We start from the raw sequence: 21,185 nt of genomic DNA on the forward strand, positions 1-21,185 counted from the left end.
TTCGATATGCGCAAACTTCTTATCATCCTTCCCTTCCTGCCCTCTGCCGCATTTGCCCAGCAGGCGGGTTGGGGCAGCGTCGGCCAGCAAGAGGAAAAAGGCTTTTCGTGGACCGATCCGCTGTGGCCTGATTTCTGGATGGCTTGGACGCCAGCCACGCTGGCTTTGTTCGTCGGCATCTTCTCGGCCATTGCACTTATCGGCGTGCTGGAAGGGTTCAAATTCCGCGATGGCATTGAACGCAAAGGCGTGCTGGGTCTGACCACAACGCTGGGCGACCGCCTGTTCATCACGCTGCTTGGCTCGGCCTATATCTTTCTGGCCTGGCTCGGTTTCGTGGGTCAACCGGTCTGGACACCGCTGTTTCTGTCCATCGGTTGGGGTTTCTTCGTTTTCTGGAAAGTTTAGGCTTTGACAAAACACGAAAGGATGCTTGTCTGACAGGCACACCAATCATGACGACACCAAGAGCAATGCGAAAGAAAAAGACGACAAATCTGCTGACCGAGGTTGAACTGGAGTTCATGAACGAACTCTGGGCCCTAGGGGAAGGCTCGGTGCGTGATGTATTGGACCGCCTGCCACCGGAACGGAATCTGGCCTATACTTCAGGTGCAACGATCCTGCGTATTCTCGACGAAAAAGGTTTTGTCGAAAGCCGTAAGGACGGAAAGACCCTGATCTACAGACCGCTTCTGGACAAGGATCGGTATCAGGCCCGCTCGCTTCAGAACCTTTCGCGGACGTTGTTTGACAACACACCAGCCTCGCTGGTTGCGCGCTTGGTGGATGATGCGGGTCTGAGCGAGGCGGATCTTGAGGATATTCGGGCATTGGTAGAAAGGAGACTGCAAAATGACAGCGGTTAAGCCGGTTCTCGATGCCTATCTCGAACTGAATTTTGTTCTGATCCTATCGGTCGTGTTGTGGTTCTCAGCCCGATTTGTTCTGTCTCGAACCTCGATGCGACTGTCCTTTTCCGATCAGTTTCGCCTGCTCAGAGCGCTGGTGCTTTGCCTTATGCTCAGCCCCGTGCTGGCCTTTGGGGTGGCGCATCTGTTCGAACTTCTCTGGCCCGGTCAGCCGATGGCCATCGGCGACGTGGCTGTTGCGGCCTATCTGAGGGGTGAGATCGCTCTGCCTGCAACCCAGTTTGAAACGCTTTTGAACACGCGCCAGCGCTGGGTCGAGGCCGCTTTGGATGGCAGCTCAATCTGGGCGATCGCCGCACTTGCGGCTTTGGCTTTGGTTTCAACCATGCTGGTCATCCGCGTGATCTGGGCGGCGCTGCAAATTCGTCAGACGGTCCTGGACAGTTTCCTGTGGAAACGTTCGGCCAAGGTGGATGTCCGTCTGTCGGATCACATCAAAGTTCCCTTTGCCGTGCGGGGCCTGCGCCGTCGCCACGTAATCCTGCCCAGCAACCTTCTTAACGATCGCCACGAATTGCGGTTCGCAATCGCGCATGAGTTCCAGCATGTGCGCAGCGGTGACGTCGAATGGGAGCTGGTGCTGGAGTTTCTGCGCCCGCTGTTTTTCTGGAATCCGGCCTATCACATCCTGCGATATCAGTTTGAGCGGCTGCGCGAGCTTGGTTGCGATCAGGCCATTGTCGCCAGACGCAGGCTGGATACGGTGGATTATGCCAAGTGCCTGTTGGACTATTGCGCCCGCACTGTCTCGCGCGAGCGTCCACAGGTCCTGAATGTTGCGCTGGTCAATGGGAACAAGGCGAAGCGGGTTCTGCGACAGCGTGTGATCGCTTTGGCAGACGGACCCAAAGGGGGTCATCCGCTGCATGCGATGGTTCTGTCTTTCAGCCTGATCTTTGCGATTGTGTTGGCCTGGGGCTCGGCCAGTTTGCGCGAGACCGACGGGTGGAGCCAAGACCGGCTTATGCTTTCGACCGTTGTCAACCTTGAGCGGCTAGAACGTCGCAACAGCGGTAATTGAAAAGCGTCGTCTCGGTCAGACAGAGACGCCTTGAAGGACTTGATCCCGTGACACATCCTGCTTGCGGCCTTCGAGCAGGATTTCGCCCCGACGCAGGACGACAAACCGGTCGGCGAGGTCGTAGGCAAAGTCGAAATACTGCTCGACCAGAAGGATCGCCATCTGGCCCTGATCGCGCAGGTGGCGGATCACTTCGCCAATCTGCTGGATGATGTTGGGCTGAATGCCCTCGGTAGGTTCATCCAGCAGCAAGAGCCGGGGTTTTGTGATCAGCGCCCGGGCAATCGCCAGCTGTTGTTGCTGGCCACCGGACAAATCTCCACCGCGCCGATGCTGCATCTGGGCCAGAACCGGGAACAGGTCAAAGATCTCATCCGGAACGAAGTGTTCAGCCGCAGGAAGGCAGGCGAACCCGGTTTCGAGGTTCTCGCGCACAGTCAGAAGCGGAAAAATCTCACGCCCTTGTGGGACATAGGCGACACCTTTCCAGGCCATCTGATGCGCAGGCAGTGGGCCGAGGTCTTCGCCGTCCAGTGTCAGCGACCCGCCAGAGCGGGGATGGGTGCCCGAGATCGCCTTGATCAGGCTGGTCTTGCCGACACCATTGGTGCCCATCACGCATGTCACCTCACCCCTCTCGGCCTCCATCGAGATACCGTTGAGGATTTGTGAATGGCCATAATGCAGGGTCAGATCGTTCAGTTTCAGCATCGCTCAGCGCCCCAGATAGACGTCGATGACGTCCTGATTTGATGTCACGTGGTCCAGGGACCCTTCGGCAAGAACCGATCCTTCATGCAGGACGGTGACCTTGCAGTTCAGGCGGCGGACGAACTCCATATCATGTTCGACGACCACAACGGCGCGGGTCTTAGCGGCCTGTACCAGCAGATCGGTCGTATGTTCACGCTCCTGCGGGGTCATCCCGGCGGCAGGCTCATCAACCAGCAACAGACGCGGTTCCTGCGCCAGCAACATCCCGATCTCAAGCCATTGTTTCTGCCCGTGGCTCAGCTCGCCCGACTTGCGGTCAAGTTCGTCCTTCAGGCCGATCTCATCGGCCAGTTCCTCGACCTTCTCCAGATCGTCTGGTGAGGGCCGATAAAATAGGACACCCAGCCACCCGCGTTTGTTCTTGAGGGCCATCAGCAGGTTTTCTCTGACGCTTTGATCCTCGAACACGGTGGGTTTCTGGAATTTCCGGCCAACCCCGGCCTGCGCGATTTTCGCCTCGCTCATCCGCAGCAGAGAGACGGATTTCTCGCCCCAGATTACACGGCCTTCGTCTGGCCGCGTCTTGCCTGTGACGATATCCATGAAGGTCGTTTTTCCGGCCCCGTTCGGGCCAATCACTGCGCGCAGTTCGGCCTCGCCGATCTGGAAGGACAGATTGTTGATGGCGCGGAACCCGTCGAAGGTGACCGAAACGCCGCTAACCTCTAGCAGAGTGCTCATTCAGTTGCCTCCTTTTCGCGTAGGGCGCCGTCGTCGGGCCCAAGCGGCGCGCCATGGCGCTGCGGCGCACGGCGGTTGGTCCAGAGGTCGAACAGGCCACCGATACCCTTTGGTGCGAACAGAGTTACCAGTACGAAGGAGACGCCCAGCAGTACCTGCCACCAGTCAACCCATTTGATCGTGTAGAACCCCAGCGGGATATCCGGGGCCTGTCCGCCGGTGAACCATGTGCTGAGCAGGCTGACGAAAGCCGCCCCGATGACTGCGCCGTACAGGCGGCCCCGCCCACCGATGGCAACCCAGACGGCCAGATAGATCGAAGCAATGGGGGCCATTTCCTCGGGGTTGATGATCCCGGCCTGCGGGTAGTAGAGCGCCCCCGCGATGGCTGCGATACAGGCAGTCAGGGTGAAGACAGCCAGTTTGTAAACCTCGACAGAATAGCCAAGGAACCGCACACGTGCCTCGTTGTCGCGGATGCCACGGATGACCGAGCCGAACTTGCCCGATACGCCCCACGCCGCCAGCATGTAGCCCAAGCCAAGCGCAAGCGCAGAGGCCCAAAGAAACCAGATCGACACCACGTCCTGCGAGGCGGTCACACCCGGCAGGTTCTGCAAGCCCGACAGGCCATTGTTGCCGCGCAATCCGCTGTCGTTCTGGAACAGGTAGAGGGCCAACGCCAGCGTCATGGCTTGGGTCAGGATCGACAGGTACACGCCCGTCACCCGGCTGCGGAAGGCCAGCCAGCCGAAGATCAGCGCCAGAAGTCCGGGCACCAAAACGACCAGTATCAGTTGCAGGGTCAGACTATGGGAAAAGGCCCAGATCAGCGGAAAGTCCGATGATCCGACCACTCCAAAAATCTGCGTTCCGATGGCGTCCACAACCTCGGACGGGGTAGGGGGGATTTCGGCTTGTGACAGAGACTCGACCACGATCAGGCGGGTGCGTTCGTACATCAACCACATGCCGATCATATAGCCTCCTAGCCCGAAGAAGGCGAAATGCCCCAGTGAAAGGATGCCGGTGAAGCCCCAGACCAAATCCATCGCCACGGCGATCAGGCACAGGCACAGAGTCTTGCCCAGCGTCTTGACGAAACTGGTCGAGATAACGCCGATCCCGAACCCTTCGGACAGGACGGTCACGCCCAATGTGAACAGGGAAAGGATGGCCAGAAAGACCAGCACCGATGGGTTCTTGGCGACAAAACTACGTTCCATGGCTCAATCCCCCGCCGCGCGGCCTTTGAGGGCGATGATGCCCCTTGGCCGGAACTGGATGAAAATGATGATGAAGATGATCATGTAAGTTTGGGCCGCGAGGGTGTTCGAGGGGTTCATCCACTCGATCCCCTTTTGCAGGAAGCCAATCATGCCCGCGCCCGCCAACGCACCCCAGATATTGCCGACCCCGCCAACAACCACGGTCATGAAGCTTTGAACGATATAGTCGCTGCCCAGATCGGACGTGACCTTGGCGAACAGCCCAATCGCAACCCCGGCGATCCCGGCGATGCCGGAGCCAAGCCCAAAGGTCAGCATGTTCACCCGCCCCGGATTGATGCCCATCGACCCCGCCATGCGTGGGTTCTGCGTCACCGCGCGCATCTCAAGCCCCAACCGGGTGCGTTTCATGATGTAGAGGAACAGTCCAAGAAAGATCATCGCCAGCACGAAGATCGCGATGCGGATGTAGCTGATCGAGACCACATCGTTCAGCACCCACGCCCCGTCCAGCCAGCCGGGCGCAGTTAGCGGTCGGGCCTGCGTGCCGAAGATGTTCTTGGCCAGCTGTTGCAATGCTATTGAGATGCCGAAGGTTGCCAGCAGGGTCTCAAGCGGGCGCGAATAGAGCCAGCGGATCACCAACCGCTCCATCGCGACGCCCATGGCGAAGGTGACCGCAAAAGCCATCGGGATGGCGACGATGATCGAGAGCGTATGGTCGGGGATGAACTGCTGCACCACGTAGCCGGTGTATGCGCCCATCATGATGAACTCACCGTGGGCCATGTTGATCACGCCCATTACGCCGAAGGTGATCGCCAGACCGATGGCGGCCAGGAAATAGATTGACGCCAATGAGATCGCGTCCAACGTCAGATCGAGGGTCTGGTTCAGGCCGACCTTCAGCTCGATCTGTTCCAGCGCCTTTTCGGCGGCGGCTGTGACTTCGGGTGAAGGTTCGGCATAGGTCTCAAAAAAGACGTGCGTTTCCAACGCGGTATCGATATCGGCCTCGTTGATCAAAGCGGGGACGAGGCCGGTTTCGGCGAGCGCAGCGTAGGCCTGAACACGCGTGGCGTCAGAGTTCAGTTGCGCGACAGGAATGCCCCCCACGCGGCCGCCGTCGATATTGGCGGCCAGTGCGGCGCGTATGTCATCGGGCGACGTGCGCGGTGCGGCGAGGTCATTGGCGACCAACAGGTCATATGCCTCATCCCGCGACAGGGCTTCTGATCCGGGGTCCAGAATTGTGGCGATATTCGCGTCAGCAGGCAGATCAGTGCCCGCCTGTCGTTTCGTCACGACCAAAGGGTTCAGAGCCGCGCGGACGTCCACGCCCAGATCGTCGGACATGTCTTCAATCGCAGCCACACGTGCTGCGGTATCTTCGTCGTAGCCGATGGTCAGCAACCGCTCGAGACGTTGCTTCTGCGCTTTCAGATCGGCATCGGGCTCGTCCTCAATTGAGGCGCGCAGCGGCTCCAGCAGAGCGCCTTCGGGATCGCGTTGAATAGAAGTCAAAGCTGCCAGACGTTTTGCCCGGTCCGGGTCGGTCAGTTGGAACTGGACCAAAGCTGTTCCAATCATCGCGCGGATGCCGCTATTGGGCTTCAACTGCTTCAGGTCGGATTTTTGATACGTTCCAACGACCTCTCCGGTGTCGAAATCGGTCAGCTCATACGAGCGGCCCTCGGCCTTTTTACCCGAAAAGAACAGGCCGTCCGACTTGCGCATCCACACGTCTTTGGCGGCCCATGTCTCAAGCATCACCTGCGCTTGCGGTAGACCGCTGCTGGCAATCGCATCAATCGCCGGTTTGATCGTCTTGCGCGAGCTTTTGGCGATGATTTCCTGATGCTCTTGCAGGATCGGTTGCAAACCGCTCTCTTGCGCATTGGCCGATAGGCAGGCGCACAGGATTGCGAGACCCGCAAGGAATAGTCGTAACATGTGGTGAAACCCGAGGTGTCTTTAGAGCAAGGCGGGCGATGACACCCGCCTTGCGAGAATTTTAGTAGTTCGACAGGGTCTGAACGCAGGTCTTGGTCTCGGTGTTGTACATACCGCAACCCAGCTCTTTCCAATCCGAGATCAGAACCGCCGATTCTGGCAGGAAGTCGGTCCATGCATCACCTGGAACGACGTCAGTTTCGCTGATGATATCGAACTGTCCATCTTCCTGAATCTCACCGATCAGAACCGGCTTGGCCAGGTGGTGGTTCGGCAGCATCACGGCAGTGCCACCGGTCAGGTTCGGGAATTCCTGCCCGTACATGGCCGAGCGTACATCGTCGACCTCGGTCGATCCGGCTTCGGTCGCGGCGTTTACCCACATGTTGAAGCCGATGTAGTGCGCCTCCATCGGGTCGTTGGTCACGCGGTCTTCACCCATGGTGGCTTTCCACGTCTCAACGAATTCGGCGTTCACATCGGTATCTGCCGACTGGAAGTAGTTCCACGCGGCCAGGTGACCGACCAGGTTGGTGGTATCCAGACCCGAGAGTTCTTCCTCACCGACCGAGAAGGCTACGACCGGGATGTCATCCGCCGAAACGCCCGCAGCCGCCAGCTCTTTGTAGAAGCCAATATTTGCGTCGCCATTGATAGTTGAGATCACGCCGACCTTCTTACCATCTGCACCCAGCGCGACCACGTCCGCCACGATCTTGGACCAATCAGAATGACCAAAGGGGGTGTAGTTTACGAAGATATCCTCGTCCGCGATGCCTTTACCCTTCAGATAGCTTTCCAGAATATTGTTGGTGGTCCTGGGGTAGACATAGTCTGTGCCGAGCAGAGCGAATTTCTCGACCCCCAGTTCCTCCAGAAAATAGTCGGTCGCAGGGATTGCCTGCTGGTTTGGTGCGGCACCGGTGTAGAATACGTTTTTCGAGGATTCCTCGCCCTCATACTGAACCGGATAGAACAGTATGCCGTTCAGTTCTTCGATCACGGGCAGAACCGATTTTCGGCTGACCGAGGTCCAGTTGCCAAAGATCACATCCACCTCATGTACGGTCAGAAGCTCGCGCGCTTTTTCAGCAAAAAGCGGCCAGTCAGAGGCCGGGTCGACCACAACCGCCTCAAGCTGCTTGCCCAGCAGGCCGCCCTTGGCGTTTTGCTGGTCGATCAGCATCAGCATCGTGTCTTTCAGCGTGGTTTCCGAGATTGCCATCGTGCCGGACAGCGAATGCAGCACGCCAACCTTGATTGTGTCTTCAGCCGACAGTGCGGCGGTGGCCATGGCAGCAAATACCAGTGATCCGGCGAGCGTGGATTTGAGCGATTTCATGTAATCCTCCTGGGCGGGGCCGGGAGAGAGGGCTTGCACAAAGGCGCACTCTTCTTCTACCTGATCCCCGCAACTGTTGTTGCGTTATCGTGTGGCGGTTGTGTCCGAGGTCCAATTCGCGCAGCCGTCACACACCCTTCGAGATGTTTCCCCCGACGAGCACCCATACGGTTTCTGCATCGCGGCAATCTTGGCAACCTGTCGGTCAGGTAAATGCAAAAATCAGCCGCATCTGATTAATTTTTAATCCATTGCCGGAGTGCGTGCCAAAAATTTGGTCACCTGCATCGGTTTTGTGTTCGATTGCGACACCGAAGAATGGTTTTCCGCCATCCCAGACCTGAAACACATGGCATGAACTAACGCCTCGGGGGTGCCCAATTACTAGTCTTGCCCAAATAACACCCACAGCGGACAAAACCCCGCCCCGTGCCAAGGGGGCCGTGTCGATCCGCACCAAACCGTTGGGCAGGCGGTCGGTTCTGGACGTATTCCGCCAATCTGGTTCTTTTAAGTGCTTGTTCCCGCGCGCAGAATCGCACGCGTTGGACGCGGTTCTGCTGAATACAGCGGGTGGCGTCACCGGTGGGGATGCGTTTCGGTTTTCCGGAACAGCGGATGAAGGCACCACGCTGACGATGACGACTCAGGCGTGTGAGCGCGCCTACAAGGCTCAGCCCGGCCCCTATGGTCAGGTCGTTAATCATCTGACCGTCGCGTCCGGCGCTCGCATGAACTGGCTGCCGCAAGAGACAATCCTGTTCAACGGCAGTGCTCTGGATCGTCGACTATTGGTCGAAATGGAGCCGGACGCGACTTTGCTGATGGTCGAGCCTTTAGTCTTTGGGCGCGCGGCGATGGGCGAAACCCTGACGGATATCCGTTTGCGGGACCGGATCGAAATTCGGCGCGGTGGAGCTCCTCTGTTTTTGGATACAATGCGATTTTCCGGCGACCTGCACGCCCATCTCGCGAAGCCCCATATTGCAGACGGGGCGGGTGCAATGTCGCTGGTCGTCTTTGCCTGCAGTTCGGCCGAAGGGCAGTTGGACACGGTGCGCCAGATGTTGCCCGAAACGGCAGGTGCAACGCTGATCCATAGCGATCTGCTGGTGATCCGGATGCTGGCCGAAAACAGCTTTGCCCTGCGCCGTGCGCTGATGCCGGTTCTGCGGCAGCTCAACAACAACACTCTTCCCCGATGCTGGATGATCTGAGATGAACCTGACCCCTCGTGAAAAAGACAAACTGATGGTCGCCATGGCCGCCGAAGTTGCCCGCAAGCGCCTTGCCCGAGGCGTCAGGCTGAACCACCCCGAGGCCATCGCCCTGATCACCGACGCTGTTGTCGAAGGTGCGCGCGACGGTCGCTCGGTGGCTGACATGATGCAGGCCGGAGCCGAAGTGATCACCCGGGATCAATGCATGGAGGGCGTGCCCGAGATGATCCACGAGGTTCAAGTCGAAGCCACCTTTCCCGACGGCACCAAGCTTGTGACCGTCCACAACCCCATTCGCTAACAAAGGAACCAAGATATGACCCGTATGCTTTTCCCCGCCCTGATCGTTGCAGGCCCTGCCGCCGCCCACACCAATACGCATATCCATGCGCACGGCATGGACTACGCGACCCTTGGCGTTGGCCTGGCGGTTGTCGCACTGGCCGCAATCGCGCTGATGATAAAGTTGAACAAATGATACCCGGAGAGCTGTTCCCGGCCGAGGGTGAGATCACCCTGAATGCAAGTGCAAAGGCAATCACCCTGATGGTCGCCAATACCGGCGACCGCCCGGTTCAGGTCGGCTCGCACTATCATTTCGCCGAAACCAACCCGGCGCTCGACTTTGACCGTGCAGCGGCACACGGGCTGCGCCTGGACATCGCGCCGGGCACCGCCGTTCGGTTTGAGCCCGGTCAGGCGCGCGAGGTCTCGCTGATCCCAATCGGCGGCGCGCGCAAAGTCTATGGGTTCAATCAAAAGGTCATGGGGTCGCTCTGATGCCGGCAACAATCAAACGTTTTGACTATGCCGCCATGTTCGGCCCGACCACCGGCGACAAGCTGCGGCTGGCCGATACCGATCTGGTGATCGAGGTCGAACGCGACCTGACCGCTGAACGTGCGGGCGCTGCCGCTACCGGTGGGACGGGCGATAATGCGCTGCTCTACGGCGAAGAGGTCAAGTTCGGCGGCGGCAAGGTGATCCGCGATGGGATGGGGCAGTCTCAGGCCACGCGGGCCGAGGGGGCCGTGGATACGGTTATCACCAATGCGCTGATCGTGGATCACTCGGGTATCTACAAGGCGGATGTGGGCCTGAAGGACGGACGCATCGCCAAAATCGGCAAGGCCGGGAATCCCGACACGCAGCCCGGCGTCGATATCATCATCGGTCCCGGCACCGAGGCCATCGCGGGCGAGGGGCGCATCCTGACTGCAGGGGGCTTCGACAGCCATATCCACTTTATCTGCCCTCAGCAGATCGAAGATGCGCTGCATTCCGGCCTGACCACCATGCTGGGCGGCGGGACAGGACCGGCTCATGGCACTCTGGCCACCACCTGCACACCGGGTCCTTGGCATATTGGACGGATGTTGCAGGCCGCCGACGCGTTTCCAATGAACCTGGCTTTTGCTGGCAAGGGAAATGCCTCACTGCCTGCCGCGCTGGAGGAGCAGGTCAACGCAGGGGCCTGCGCTCTGAAACTACATGAGGATTGGGGCACGACCCCTGCCGCCATCGATTGCTGCCTTTCAGTGGCCGACGCGATGGACGTGCAGGTCATGATCCACACCGACACGCTGAACGAATCCGGCTTTGTCGAGAACACCGTGGGCGCCATGAAAGGCCGCACGATCCACGCCTTCCACACTGAGGGCGCAGGCGGCGGCCATGCACCGGACATCATCAAGATCTGTGGCGAGAACCACGTTCTGCCCTCGTCTACCAACCCCACGCGCCCCTTCACCGTGAACACGGTCGAAGAGCATCTGGATATGTTGATGGTGTGCCACCACCTCGACAAATCCATCCCCGAGGATGTGGCCTTTGCTGAAAGCCGCATCCGGCGCGAGACGATCGCGGCCGAGGATATCCTGCACGACATGGGCGCGTTCTCGATCATCGCCTCCGACAGTCAAGCCATGGGCCGGGTGGGGGAGGTGCTGATCCGTACGTGGCAAACCGCCGACAAGATGAAGAAACAACGCGGCCGCCTACCCGACGAGACAGGTGAAAACGACAACCTGCGGGTCCGTCGTTACATCGCGAAATACACCATCAACCCGGCGATTGCGCATGGCCTGAGCCATCAGATCGGCAGTATCGAGGAAGGCAAACGCGCCGATCTGGTCCTGTGGAACCCGGCCTTTTTCGGGGTGAAGCCCGAGATGGTCTTGTTGGGTGGCACCATCGCCTGCGCGCAGATGGGCGACCCGAATGCCTCAATCCCAACGCCGCAGCCGGTCTATAGCCGCCCCATGTTCGGAGCTTACGGCCGGTCGGTTGAAAACTCAGCGATTACATTTGTCTCGGAGGCCGCGCAAGCGGGCGGGATCGGTGATACACTGGGACTGGCGAAACAAACCGTCGCCGTGCGCAACACGCGCGATATCGGCAAGCAGGATTTGCTGCTGAATGATGCAACGCCCCAGATCGAGGTTGATCCGGAAACCTATGAGGTCCGAGCCGATGGGGAGCTGCTCACCTGTCAACCTGCCGAAGTGCTGCCGATGGCGCAGCGCTATTTCATGTTCTGATTTGAAAAGGAGGCCACGATGACCACTGCGATCAAAACCGCCAGAATCTATCACGATCACCACCACGATCCGGCGCATGCTCAGGTCTCGCTGGACTATGACGGGCGTTTCCTGCGCCGTAAAATGCTGGCCACAGATGATGGTGAGTCCTTTTTGGTCGATCTGGCGCACACGAAATCCCTCGACCATGGCGGGGTTCTGGTGCTGGAGGACGGGCGCGAGATTGAAATCATCGCCGCACCGGAAGAGTTGCTGGAAATCAGCGGGGCCAACCTGCTGCACCTCGCCTGGCACATCGGCAATCGCCACACGCCCTGTCAGATCGAAGCCGACCGGCTCCTGATCCAACGCGATCATGTCATTCGCGATATGCTGCTGAAACTGGGGGCCGAAATCCAAGAGGTCGTTGAGCCCTTCACCCCCGAAGGCGGCGCTTATGGTCATGGCAGGACACATGGCCACGCCCACTAATTCCGATATCCTGACCCTGGTGCAGTGGTTGTCTCCGGCTTATCCGGTCGGCGGCTTTGCCTACTCTCATGGGCTGGAGGCCGCGATTGAACTTGGTTCGGTTGCCAGCCCTCAGGACACGGGCGCCTGGGTGTCGGACGTGCTGGAGCATGGCTCTGGCTGGAACGACGCGCTTTTTCTGGGGGTGGCTTACGCCGCCGAAACCCCGGTCGACTTGACCGACATCGACGCCACAGCCCGCGCGTTCAGCGCCTCATCCGAGCGGTTGATGGAAACCAGTTTGCTCGGGCAGGCGTTTGGAGCCGTGACCGGGGATGTCTGGGGCTTGGACTTGCAGCACCTGACCTATCCGGTGGCTGTAGGGCGTGCAGCACGATTGCAGAATTTGCCGTTGCCATTGGTTACTGAGATGTTCCTGCAGGCGTTCCTGAGCAATCTGGTCACCTGCGCAACGCGCCTTGTGCCCTTAGGTCAAACGGACGCGCAGCGGCTGATACGGGACCTGATACCCCTCTGCACAACGATTGCCGCCAAGGCACAGGACGCGGGTCTGGAGGATCTTAGTTCAACGGCATTCCTCTCGGATATCGCGGCAATGAAGCATGAAACACAGTATTCAAGGATTTTCCGAACATGAGCAGTACGAACGGCCCCCTTCGCGTCGGCATCGGTGGCCCCGTCGGCGCGGGCAAAACCACCCTGACCGCCGCGCTGTCTGAGGCGCTACGAGATGTCTGTTCGGTGGGCGTGATCACCAACGACATCTACACGCAGGAGGACGCCGAGGCGCTGATGCGGATGCAGATCCTGCCTCAGGACCGGATCATCGGCGTGGAAACCGGCGGTTGCCCGCATACCGCGATCCGTGAGGACGCCTCGATCAACCTTGCGGCTGTGGCCGAAATGCAGTCGCGCCATCCGGAGATTGAGGTCGTGCTGATCGAAAGCGGCGGCGACAACCTGTCGGCTACGTTCAGCCCGGAATTGGCGGATGTAACGCTCTACGTGATTGATGTGGCTGCGGGCGAAGAAATCCCGCGCAAGGGTGGGCCTGCGATCACGAAATCGGATCTGTTGATCATCAACAAAACCGATCTCGCCCCGCATGTGGGCGCGTCGCTTGAGGTGATGCAGGAAGACGCCACGCGCATGCGCAAGGGTCGGCCGTTCTTGTTCGCCTCACTGCGTCAACGGCAGGGCGTGCCCGAAATCGTCAGCGCACTGGCTGCGATTGGTGGGCTTGAAACGGCTTGAAGGAGAACAGTCGCCGCTGCTCGGTGCGGCGACTGTCGTTTCTAATTAGGAGTGGGGTGCCAACTAGAGGTTGACCAGGGCCATCACGCCCCGACATTCACCACCATCTTGCCGAAATTCTCACCGCGCAGCAGCTGGTTCAGTGCCTCGGGCGCGGCCTCTAGCCCCTCGACCACGTGCTCGCGATATTTGACCGATCCGTCCTGAATCCAGCTGGTCATATCCCTGACGAAATCCTTGTAGAGCGAGGCCGGGAAGCTGTCGAAGATGATGAAGCCCTGCGCCTTAACCTTCATCCGCAGCAGCGTTCCCATAATCGCAGGCCCCATATCCGGGCCATCCGGCAAGCCAGGCAGGTTGTACCACGAGACGACGCCGCAGATCGGGATGCGCGCAAAAGCGTTCAGCAGGGGCAGCACACCATAAAGCACCTTGCCGCCGACATTTTCGAAGTAGACATCAATCCCATCCGGGCAGGCGGCCCGTAACTGATCAGCGAAGTCGGCGGCCTTGTGGTCGATACAGGCGTCGAACCCCAGATTTTCGACGACATGCGCACATTTCTCGGCCCCGCCCGCAACGCCAATGACCCGGCACCCTTTGATCTTGGCGATCTGCCCCACGGTTGCTCCGACCGGGCCAGATGCGGCGGCAACGACCACCGTTTCTCCGGGCTTGGGCTCGCCGATCTGCAGCAGCCCGGCATAGGCGGTGTAGCCGGGCATACCCAAAATACCCAACGCCCAAGACGGGTTTTGGGGCGCTTTGCCCATGTTTATGACCTCGGTCCCGTCCGAGATCGCATAGTCCTGCCAGCCACTGCCCGACAGCACGTAGTCACCCGACTCGAACCCGTCTAGGTTCGAGGTCACAACCTGTCCAACAACCTGTCCGGTCATGACCCCGCCAATCGCCACAGGCTCGGCATAGGATTTTGCGTCATTCATCCGTCCGCGCATATACGGGTCCAGCGACAGGTAGCGGGTGCGGACCAGCATCTCGCCCGCGCCAGGAGTGGGAATATCTGTAGTCTCCAGCCGCAGCGTATTGTCATCGGGTTCCCCCTTGGGGCGTTCGTTCAGAACGATGCGGCGGTTTGTGTCTGCGGTCTGGGGCATGGTCTTGTCTCTCTGCTGAGTCTGGTTTGTCGCGCCGGCACGTCACAAGCGTCGAGGCGTCGAATTTTGTCACACCGTTCTGTATTTCGGGCGGCGCGTCAATCTTTTCACAACGTTCTGCCGCAGGGTTTGCTCAGCAAAACAGCAGGGTCGAAGATTGCCGTAGGTTCTATGTCTTCCGGCGCGTTTTCCGTTTGACTGCACCGCAAAACAATTTAAGCCTTCGCAAAGAGATAGCCCCCAAACCAGACCTTCGCATGCCATCTAGCTTAGAAAAACCAGCGACGTTGGGCCGCCGACCCGGGCATCCTTACAGGAAGGCCTATGATTGGTGGCCGCCCCCATCCCCGCGCTGAGATTGAACCCGAATTTCAACTCAACGCGAAAGACTGACATGACAACTCAAACTCTCTCGAAACCGGTTCAGGTTGAACTGGTCGAAACACATGTGCGCATCACCTGGCCCGACCATATGACCGGGGATTTCCCGTTCATCTGGCTGCGCGAAAACGACCCTGCAGGGTTCCATCCGCAGACGCAGGAGCGCCTGACAGACCTCACCGCCATTGCGCTGGATATCAAACCCGTGCAGGCCTTCCAGTCCGACAACAATCTGCATGTTATCTGGGCCAAAGATCAGGCGCCCACCGTTTTTGATCTGGACTGGCTGCGCGATCGCCGCCCTGGACAACCTGCTTTCGATCCCGCCGACACCGGTTTTGTCACATGGCGGGCCGAACTTTCGCTCGCCGGTATCCCACGCGCGAATGCCGACGCGGTGCTGACACAGGACAGTGCTTTGAAGGACTGGCTGATCGCCGCGCGTCAATACGGGCTGAGCATCGTGGACCATCTGGCCGATACAACCGACGCTGGCATGGATGTCGCGCGCCGGATCGGCTTTCTGCGCGAGACCAATTTTGGACTGACCTTCGAGGTCAAATCCAAGCCCAACCCGAACAATCTTGCCTATACGCCGGTTGCGTTGCCCCTGCACACCGACCTGACCAATCAGGAACTGCCTCCGGGGTTCCAGTTTCTGCACTGTCTCGCAAACGAGGCTGAGGGCGGTGAGTCGCTGTTCTGCGATGGCTATGCGGTGGCAGAGGATCTGAAATTGGAAGACCCCGATGCCTTTGACGCCCTGTGCGAAATCTCGATCCCGTTCCGGTTCCATGATGGAGAAACGGACATCCGCTCGCGTAAACGTGTCATCACCTGCGATGAAAACGGCGACGTGATCGAGATCTGCTTCAACGCGCATCTGGCTGATTTTCTTGATATCGAGCCCGCTCTGATGCCGCGTTATTACCGCGCGTATCAGAAGTTCATGGCGATGACGCGCGATCCCAAATACCTGCTTCAGCTCAAGCTGAAAGGGGGCGAAATGGTGGTCTTTGATAACCGCCGCGTGCTGCATGGGCGGTCGGCGTTCGATCCCAACACAGGCCACCGTCACCTGCATGGGTGCTACGTGGACCGTGGTGAATTCGAAAGCCGCCTGCGTGTTCTGTCGCGTTAAGTGCCTGACAAAAGAGCAGCGCCGTCTTGGGGCGGCGCTGTCCCTCTACACCCTGTTGCGGAAGGCCGAGGGGGTCTGCCCGAACTCGGCCTTGAAAGCACGGGTCATCGCGCTGGCGTTCTCGTAGCCCGACCGGCTGGCGATCTCGGCGATGGATTGCTCGGTCTCTTCAGTCAGCCTGCGCGCAAGGTTCAGACGCAACCGACGATAGAGCGATTGCGGTGTAGTTTTCAGGTCCGCCTGAACGCGCATTTCCAGCCGTTTCTGAGTGCAGCCCGCTTTGCGCGCGACCTGCGTGATCGACAGCGGTGTTTCAAGGTTTGCTTGCATGATGGCCAGGGCGCGATTCACCAGAGTGTCTTCGGTTTGCATCGGTAAGGCATAGTGGTCGCTCCGGCCACGGCTCATAAACAGATGGGCGACCTCCATCGACAACAGCGGGCCGTGATCCTTGCGGACAAGCGCAAGCGCTAGATCAAACGCCGCCATCGCCCCGGAACAGGTCAGACGGGCGCCATCAATGACATAACGCTCTTGTACGACGTCCACGGCTGGAAAGGCTTCTTCAAATCGGGAAAGCTCATCCCAGTGAATGGTCGCGCGCTGCCCATCCAACAACCCGGCCTGCGCCATCAACCAGCTACCTGTGTCAAGCCCCGCCACCTGTGCGTGCCTTTTTGCAGCAGCCAACAAGGCGCGCAGGGTTTTGGGCTTGCCCAATTGCAAGAACCCGTAGGAGGGCATCACGACCAGAACATCCCCTTTGTGGTCGGTCAAGGCGACATCCGGCGTCACCGCAAGCCCGCTGGAGCTGTGGACGGGTTCTCCGTCAACGGAACAGAACCGCCACTCATACAAAGACTGCCGGGACAGAGTGTTGGCCGCCCGCAGAGGCTCGACCATGTTGGCGAGGCAGTGGTTCGAGAATCCATCGAACAGCAGAATGTTAAATCTGTGACTCAAAATTTTACCAACTTTGCATGATAGATGGCGAAAACTGCATGCCGTGACCATGAGGAATCTCGTTTCCTGCGTCAATCACCTATCCAAGGATATCGCGCCATGCAGTTTGGTCTCACCGAAGAACAGGACATGATCGTCTCGACAGTCCGCAGCTTTGTCGAAAACGAAATCTACCCGCATGAAGCCGAGGTCGAACGCACCGGTCAGGTGCCCCATGAGCTGGGCCAAGAGATCAAACAGAAATGCATCGACCTGGGCTTTTATGCCTGCAACTTCCCCGAAGAGGTTGGCGGCGCAGGCCTTTCGCATCTCGACTTTACGCTGGTCGAACGTGAGCTGGGTCGTGGATCGATGGCTCTGACCCATTTCTTCGGTCGACCGCAGAACATTCTGATGGCCTGCAACGATGAACAGCGCGAACGCTATCTGCTGCCTGCTGTGCGCGGCGAAAGGATGGATGCGCTGGCGATGACCGAACCGGATGCGGGCTCGGATGTGCGGGGGATGAAGTGTCAGGCTGTGAAGGATGGTGGCGATTGGGTCATCAACGGCTCCAAACACTTCATTTCGGGCGCGGAACACGCGGATTTCTTCATCGTCTTCATTGCGACCGGTGTGGATGAGACACCAAAAGGGCCCAAAAAGCGGATCACAACCTTCCTGGTGGATCGCGGCACGCCCGGGTTTGAGGTGCGCGAGGGGTATAACTCGGTCAGCCACAAGGGCTACAAGAACTACATCCTCTACTTCGACAATTGCCGGCTGCCTGACGCGCAGGTTCTAGGCGAGGTCGATGGCGGTTTCGCTGTCATGAACGAGTGGCTCTATGCGACTCGCCTGACGGTTGCGGCCTTCTCGGTCGGTCGGGCGCGGCGCTGTTTCGACTATGCGCTGAACTATGCTGCCGAGCGCAAACAGTTTGGCCAGCCCATCGGTAAATTCCAGGGCATTGGTTTCCAGATCGCCGATATGATCACCGAGATTGATGCCGCGGATTGGCTGACTCTGTCTGCTGCCTGGCGCCTGGACGAAAACCTGCCCTCGAACCGCGAAATCGCCTCGGCTAAGCTTTATGCCTCGGAAATGCTGGCGCGGGTCACCGACGCGACGCTGCAAATCTATGGTGGCATGGGTCTGATGGACGACTTCCCGATCGAACGCTTTTGGCGTGACGCGCGGGTTGAGCGGATATGGGATGGCACCAGCGAAATCCAGCGCCACATCATCAGCCGTGATCTTCTGCGTCCGTTGGGCGCCTGAAGATGACGAAAGACCTCACCCGGCTTTTGCGCCCGAACTCCATCGCCGTGATTGGCGGTGGTGCTTGGTGTCAGCAGGTCATTCTTCAATCTGAACGCATGGGCTATGCGGGTCAGATCTGGCCTGTTCACCCCAAAGCGACCGAGATCGCTGGCCATCGGGCCTATGCCAGTCTCGAAGACCTGCCTGCACCGCCAGATGCCGTTTTCATCGGCATCAACCGCCACGCCACGATTGACGCGGTGCGCACCCTTTCCGCCGCTGGCGCAGGCGGTGCAGTTTGTTTTGCGTCAGGTTTTTCCGAGGCCGCGGCCGAGGATGACACAGGGGGCGATCTGCAGGCACAACTGGTCTCAGCTGCGGGCGACATGCCCATTCTGGGCCCCAATTGCTATGGTTTCATCAACGCGTTGGACGGGGCTTTGTTGTGGCCCGACCAACACGGGGCCAAGCCGGTCGAGTCGGGCGTTGCGATCCTGACGCAAAGTTCGAATATCTCGATCAACCTGACCATGCAAAAACGCGCGCTGCCCATCGCCTATATGGTGACCTGTGGGAACATGGCGCAGACCAGTCAGGCGCAGATTGCCTCGGCCTTACTGGACGATCCGCGTGTGACTACCGTTGGCCTGCATATCGAAGGCTTCAAGGACATCCGCGAATGGGAGGCTCTGGCCCAGAAGGCCCACTCCAAAGGTATCCCTCTTGTGGCGCTTAAGGTCGGCGCGTCCGAGCAGGCTCAGGCCGCAACCGTGTCGCACACCGCCTCCTTGGCCGGAAGCGACGCGGGTGCGCAGGCCCTTTTGGAGCGTCTCGGCATCCCACGCCTATCGGCGTTGCCTGATTTTCTGGAGACGCTGAAACTGCTGCATTGCTATGGCCCGTTTTCAGGCAGCAACATCGCCTCGATAAGCTGTTCCGGGGGTGAGGCCAGCCTGATCGCGGACATGGCCGTTGGAACTGGGTTGTCCTTCCCCCGCCTGAGCGACGGTCAGAAAGCCCGCCTGCGCGAAGCACTCGGACCGATGGTGGCGCTGAATAATCCGCTGGACTACCACACTTATATCTGGCGCGATGAAGCGGCGATGGCGAAAGCCTGGGCTGGGATGACGGGCGACGACATCGATCTGACGTTCTCGATCCTCGACTATCCGACCACGGATGCGAGCGACTGGGCCTACGCCTCTCGTGCTGCGATGAAAGTGCGTGCGGAGACCGGCGCGCGATTTGCTGTTGCCGCGACTTTGCCCGAGTTGATGCCCGAAGATGTAGCGCAAGAGCTTATGGACGGCGGCGTGGTGCCCTTCATGGGGCTGCGCGAAGCTCTTGCCGCAACCGAAGCGGCAGGCCAGATCACAGACCCTTCGGACAAACCGGTCACATTGCCCGGAACGGCTGAGGCCAAAAGGACACTCACCGAAGGCGAGTCCAAACGCGTTCTGGCCGAGTGTGGACTGCGCATCCCGCAGAACCGCACAGTCGCAGGTGCCGACCAGGCGCGCGCTGCCGCTCAGGACATGGACGCGCCATTTGCGGTCAAGGGCGTGGGGCTGGCTCATAAGTCAGAACACGCGGCTGTGCGATTGGGTGTTCTTGCCGAAGACGTGGCCGACGTCGCCGCAGATATCGGCACCCTTGAAATTCTGATCGAAGAGATGATCACCGGAACAGTGGCCGAGCTTCTTGTAGGCGTGGTGCGCGATCCAGCACACGGGTTTGTCCTGACCCTGGGTGCAGGCGGTGTTCTGACCGAAGTGCTGTGCGATACCGCCTCCTTGCTGGCACCCAGTTCTGCTGATGACATCCGCAACGCCTTGGGTAAATTGAAGATTGCACCGCTTCTGGCAGGCTATCGTGGTCAACCGGCGGCTGATATGGATGCCATCGTGGCCGCTGTTGAGGCCGTTCAGGCCTATGTCATGCAAAACGCCGACACGCTTGGCGAGGTCGAAATTAACCCGCTCCTCTGCACGCCCGACAAGGCGGTCGCCGTGGATGCCCTCATCAGAAAGGCCTGAGATATGGACCCGATCAAAACCCGCCGCGACGGCGCGATCCTTGAGGTCACATTGGACCGACCCAAGGCCAATGCCATTGATCTGGCCACCAGCCGCATCATGGGCGACGTCTTTGCTGAGTTCCGAGACGACCCGGACCTGCGCGTCGCGATCCTGACGGGTGCGGGAGAAAAGTTCTTTTGTCCCGGCTGGGACCTGAAAGCCGCAGCCGACGGAGACGCGGTCGATGGGGACTATGGCGTTGGCGGTTTTGGCGGTCTGCAGGAATTGCGCGACATGAACAAGCCCGTCATTGCAGCAGTGAATGGCATTGCCTGTGGCGGAGGGTTGGAGCTTGCGCTGTCCGCCGACATGATCCTCGCCGTAGATCATGCGAGTTTTGCGCTTCCGGAAATCCGCTCGGGCACTGTCGCGGATGCGGCCAGCGTCAAACTGCCCAAGCGCATCCCGTATCACATCGCGATGGAGTTGCTGCTCACGGGCCGCTGGTTCGACGCGGAAGAGGCCAACCGTTGGGGCTTGGTGAATGAGATCGTGGCCGCGGATCAGTTGATAGATCGCGCGTGGGAACTCGCCCGCCTGTTGGCCTCGGGTCCTCCGCTGGTCTATGCCGCGATCAAAGAGGTCGTGCGCGATGCCGAAGACAGCAAGTTTCAGGACGCCATGAACCGTATTACCAAACGGCAGCTGCTCACCGTCGATACCCTCTATGCCAGTGAAGACCAGTTGGAAGGCGCGCGCGCGTTCGCGGAAAAGCGTGATCCTGTCTGGAAGGGCAAGTAAGCAAAACTGGGGGTCTGACCCCTCTAGGCGGCTCCGTCTTTGATGGGGCTGCGACATCTAAGTAGCTGCGCTTAAGGGTTCCTTGGTAGGCCTGCTAACGGATT

Annotated in this window: 23 protein-coding genes; 15 read left to right on the top strand and 8 right to left on the bottom strand. The window is 59.4% G+C overall.

Annotated features, from left to right (window positions below; all coding sequences use genetic code 11):
• The first annotated feature begins 6 nt into the window (after positions 1-6).
• The 3 genes from ACR0NO_RS13445 to ACR0NO_RS13455 all read left to right on the top strand — a co-directional run bounded on the left by ACR0NO_RS13445 (position 7) and on the right by ACR0NO_RS13455 (position 1,953).
• Positions 7-408 carry a DUF2160 domain-containing protein gene (locus ACR0NO_RS13445; RefSeq protein ID WP_170378549.1) on the top strand — a complete coding sequence of 134 codons (402 nt, stop codon included), beginning with the start codon at positions 7-9 and terminating at the stop codon, positions 406-408.
• A gap of 65 nt (positions 409-473) precedes the next feature.
• Entirely contained in the window at positions 474-869 is a 396-nt protein-coding gene (locus ACR0NO_RS13450; protein WP_170643270.1) for a BlaI/MecI/CopY family transcriptional regulator, read from the top strand.
• Positions 856-1,953, top strand: coding sequence for a M56 family metallopeptidase (locus tag ACR0NO_RS13455; RefSeq protein WP_480724303.1), 1,098 nt, complete (start codon positions 856-858; stop codon positions 1,951-1,953). Before ACR0NO_RS13450 ends, ACR0NO_RS13455 begins: the two co-directional genes overlap by 14 nt.
• A 15-nt stretch (positions 1,954-1,968) precedes the next feature.
• Here the strand turns inward: ACR0NO_RS13455 and urtE are convergent, their stop codons facing one another.
• The 6 genes from urtE to ACR0NO_RS13485 form a co-directional block, all read right to left on the bottom strand.
• Positions 1,969-2,664: an urea ABC transporter ATP-binding subunit UrtE gene (gene urtE, locus ACR0NO_RS13460; RefSeq protein WP_170643272.1), complete on the bottom strand. Its 696-nt coding sequence runs from the start codon at positions 2,662-2,664 to the stop codon at positions 1,969-1,971.
• A gap of 3 nt (positions 2,665-2,667) precedes the next feature.
• A complete protein-coding gene (gene urtD / locus ACR0NO_RS13465) occupies positions 2,668-3,408 on the bottom strand; it encodes an urea ABC transporter ATP-binding protein UrtD (RefSeq protein ID WP_170549284.1) in 741 nt (246 codons plus the stop codon).
• The gene (gene urtC / locus ACR0NO_RS13470) at positions 3,405-4,634 is read right to left on the bottom strand and encodes an urea ABC transporter permease subunit UrtC (protein ID WP_480724304.1); all 1,230 of its coding nucleotides are present in this window, start codon (positions 4,632-4,634) and stop codon (positions 3,405-3,407) included. The genes urtD and urtC overlap by 4 nt, the downstream gene beginning before the upstream one ends.
• Positions 4,635-4,637: 3 nt before the next feature.
• Positions 4,638-6,590: an urea ABC transporter permease subunit UrtB gene (urtB, locus tag ACR0NO_RS13475; RefSeq protein WP_480724305.1), complete on the bottom strand. Its 1,953-nt coding sequence runs from the start codon at positions 6,588-6,590 to the stop codon at positions 4,638-4,640.
• Positions 6,591-6,651: 61 nt separating this feature from the next.
• Positions 6,652-7,932, bottom strand: a complete 1,281-nt coding sequence (gene urtA / locus ACR0NO_RS13480; RefSeq protein WP_480724306.1) for an urea ABC transporter substrate-binding protein — start codon at positions 7,930-7,932, stop codon at positions 6,652-6,654.
• Between the two features lie 205 nt (positions 7,933-8,137).
• On the bottom strand, positions 8,138-8,281 hold the full coding sequence (locus tag ACR0NO_RS13485; RefSeq protein ID WP_480724307.1) for a hypothetical protein: 144 nt from the start codon (positions 8,279-8,281) through the stop codon (positions 8,138-8,140).
• A 169-nt stretch (positions 8,282-8,450) separates the two neighbouring features.
• Here ACR0NO_RS13485 and ACR0NO_RS13490 point away from each other — a divergent pair, with 169 nt between their 5' ends.
• Genes ACR0NO_RS13490 through ureG form a run of 8 tightly spaced genes read left to right on the top strand, consistent with a single transcriptional unit; the run spans position 8,451 to position 13,417 of the window.
• The gene (locus ACR0NO_RS13490; RefSeq protein WP_480724308.1) at positions 8,451-9,149 is read left to right on the top strand and encodes an urease accessory protein UreD; all 699 of its coding nucleotides are present in this window, start codon (positions 8,451-8,453) and stop codon (positions 9,147-9,149) included.
• Between the two features lies 1 nt (position 9,150).
• The gene (locus ACR0NO_RS13495; RefSeq protein WP_170378531.1) at positions 9,151-9,453 is read left to right on the top strand and encodes an urease subunit gamma; all 303 of its coding nucleotides are present in this window, start codon (positions 9,151-9,153) and stop codon (positions 9,451-9,453) included.
• Between the two features lie 15 nt (positions 9,454-9,468).
• Positions 9,469-9,630, top strand: coding sequence for a hypothetical protein (locus tag ACR0NO_RS13500; RefSeq protein WP_480724309.1), 162 nt, complete (start codon positions 9,469-9,471; stop codon positions 9,628-9,630).
• Positions 9,627-9,932, top strand: coding sequence for an urease subunit beta (locus ACR0NO_RS13505; RefSeq protein WP_170643278.1), 306 nt, complete (start codon positions 9,627-9,629; stop codon positions 9,930-9,932). Before ACR0NO_RS13500 ends, ACR0NO_RS13505 begins: the two co-directional genes overlap by 4 nt.
• The gene (gene ureC / locus ACR0NO_RS13510) at positions 9,932-11,692 is read left to right on the top strand and encodes an urease subunit alpha (protein ID WP_480724310.1); all 1,761 of its coding nucleotides are present in this window, start codon (positions 9,932-9,934) and stop codon (positions 11,690-11,692) included. Before ACR0NO_RS13505 ends, ureC begins: the two co-directional genes overlap by 1 nt.
• Before the next feature lie 18 nt (positions 11,693-11,710).
• Positions 11,711-12,163: an urease accessory protein UreE gene (gene ureE, locus ACR0NO_RS13515; protein ID WP_170666679.1), complete on the top strand. Its 453-nt coding sequence runs from the start codon at positions 11,711-11,713 to the stop codon at positions 12,161-12,163.
• The gene (locus tag ACR0NO_RS13520) at positions 12,135-12,800 is read left to right on the top strand and encodes an urease accessory protein UreF (protein WP_480724311.1); all 666 of its coding nucleotides are present in this window, start codon (positions 12,135-12,137) and stop codon (positions 12,798-12,800) included. The genes ureE and ACR0NO_RS13520 overlap by 29 nt, the downstream gene beginning before the upstream one ends.
• Complete coding sequence (gene ureG, locus ACR0NO_RS13525) at positions 12,797-13,417, top strand: urease accessory protein UreG (RefSeq protein ID WP_170461571.1); 621 nt, start codon at positions 12,797-12,799, stop codon at positions 13,415-13,417. Before ACR0NO_RS13520 ends, ureG begins: the two co-directional genes overlap by 4 nt.
• A gap of 83 nt (positions 13,418-13,500) precedes the next feature.
• Here the strand turns inward: ureG and ACR0NO_RS13530 are convergent, their stop codons facing one another.
• Positions 13,501-14,535 carry an NADP-dependent oxidoreductase gene (locus ACR0NO_RS13530; RefSeq protein WP_480724312.1) on the bottom strand — a complete coding sequence of 345 codons (1,035 nt, stop codon included), beginning with the start codon at positions 14,533-14,535 and terminating at the stop codon, positions 13,501-13,503.
• Between the two features lie 472 nt (positions 14,536-15,007).
• Here ACR0NO_RS13530 and ACR0NO_RS13535 point away from each other — a divergent pair, with 472 nt between their 5' ends.
• Positions 15,008-16,057, top strand: coding sequence for a TauD/TfdA family dioxygenase (locus tag ACR0NO_RS13535; RefSeq protein WP_480724397.1), 1,050 nt, complete (start codon positions 15,008-15,010; stop codon positions 16,055-16,057).
• 45 nt (positions 16,058-16,102) lie between these two features.
• Here the strand turns inward: ACR0NO_RS13535 and ACR0NO_RS13540 are convergent, their stop codons facing one another.
• Positions 16,103-17,020 carry a GlxA family transcriptional regulator gene (locus ACR0NO_RS13540; RefSeq protein WP_480724313.1) on the bottom strand — a complete coding sequence of 306 codons (918 nt, stop codon included), beginning with the start codon at positions 17,018-17,020 and terminating at the stop codon, positions 16,103-16,105.
• A gap of 99 nt (positions 17,021-17,119) precedes the next feature.
• On the opposite strand from ACR0NO_RS13540, the gene ACR0NO_RS13545 reads away from it, so the two are divergent.
• From ACR0NO_RS13545 to ACR0NO_RS13555, 3 genes are read left to right on the top strand one after another with little or no spacing between them, the layout of a single operon-like run.
• The gene (locus tag ACR0NO_RS13545; protein WP_480724314.1) at positions 17,120-18,280 is read left to right on the top strand and encodes an acyl-CoA dehydrogenase family protein; all 1,161 of its coding nucleotides are present in this window, start codon (positions 17,120-17,122) and stop codon (positions 18,278-18,280) included.
• 2 nt (positions 18,281-18,282) lie between these two features.
• Complete coding sequence (locus ACR0NO_RS13550) at positions 18,283-20,298, top strand: acetate--CoA ligase family protein (protein ID WP_480724315.1); 2,016 nt, start codon at positions 18,283-18,285, stop codon at positions 20,296-20,298.
• 3 nt (positions 20,299-20,301) lie between these two features.
• Complete coding sequence (locus tag ACR0NO_RS13555) at positions 20,302-21,081, top strand: carnitinyl-CoA dehydratase (RefSeq protein WP_480724316.1); 780 nt, start codon at positions 20,302-20,304, stop codon at positions 21,079-21,081.
• Positions 21,082-21,185 lie beyond the last annotated feature (104 nt).

It is taken from the genome of Ruegeria sp. CL3 (genome assembly GCF_056536505.1).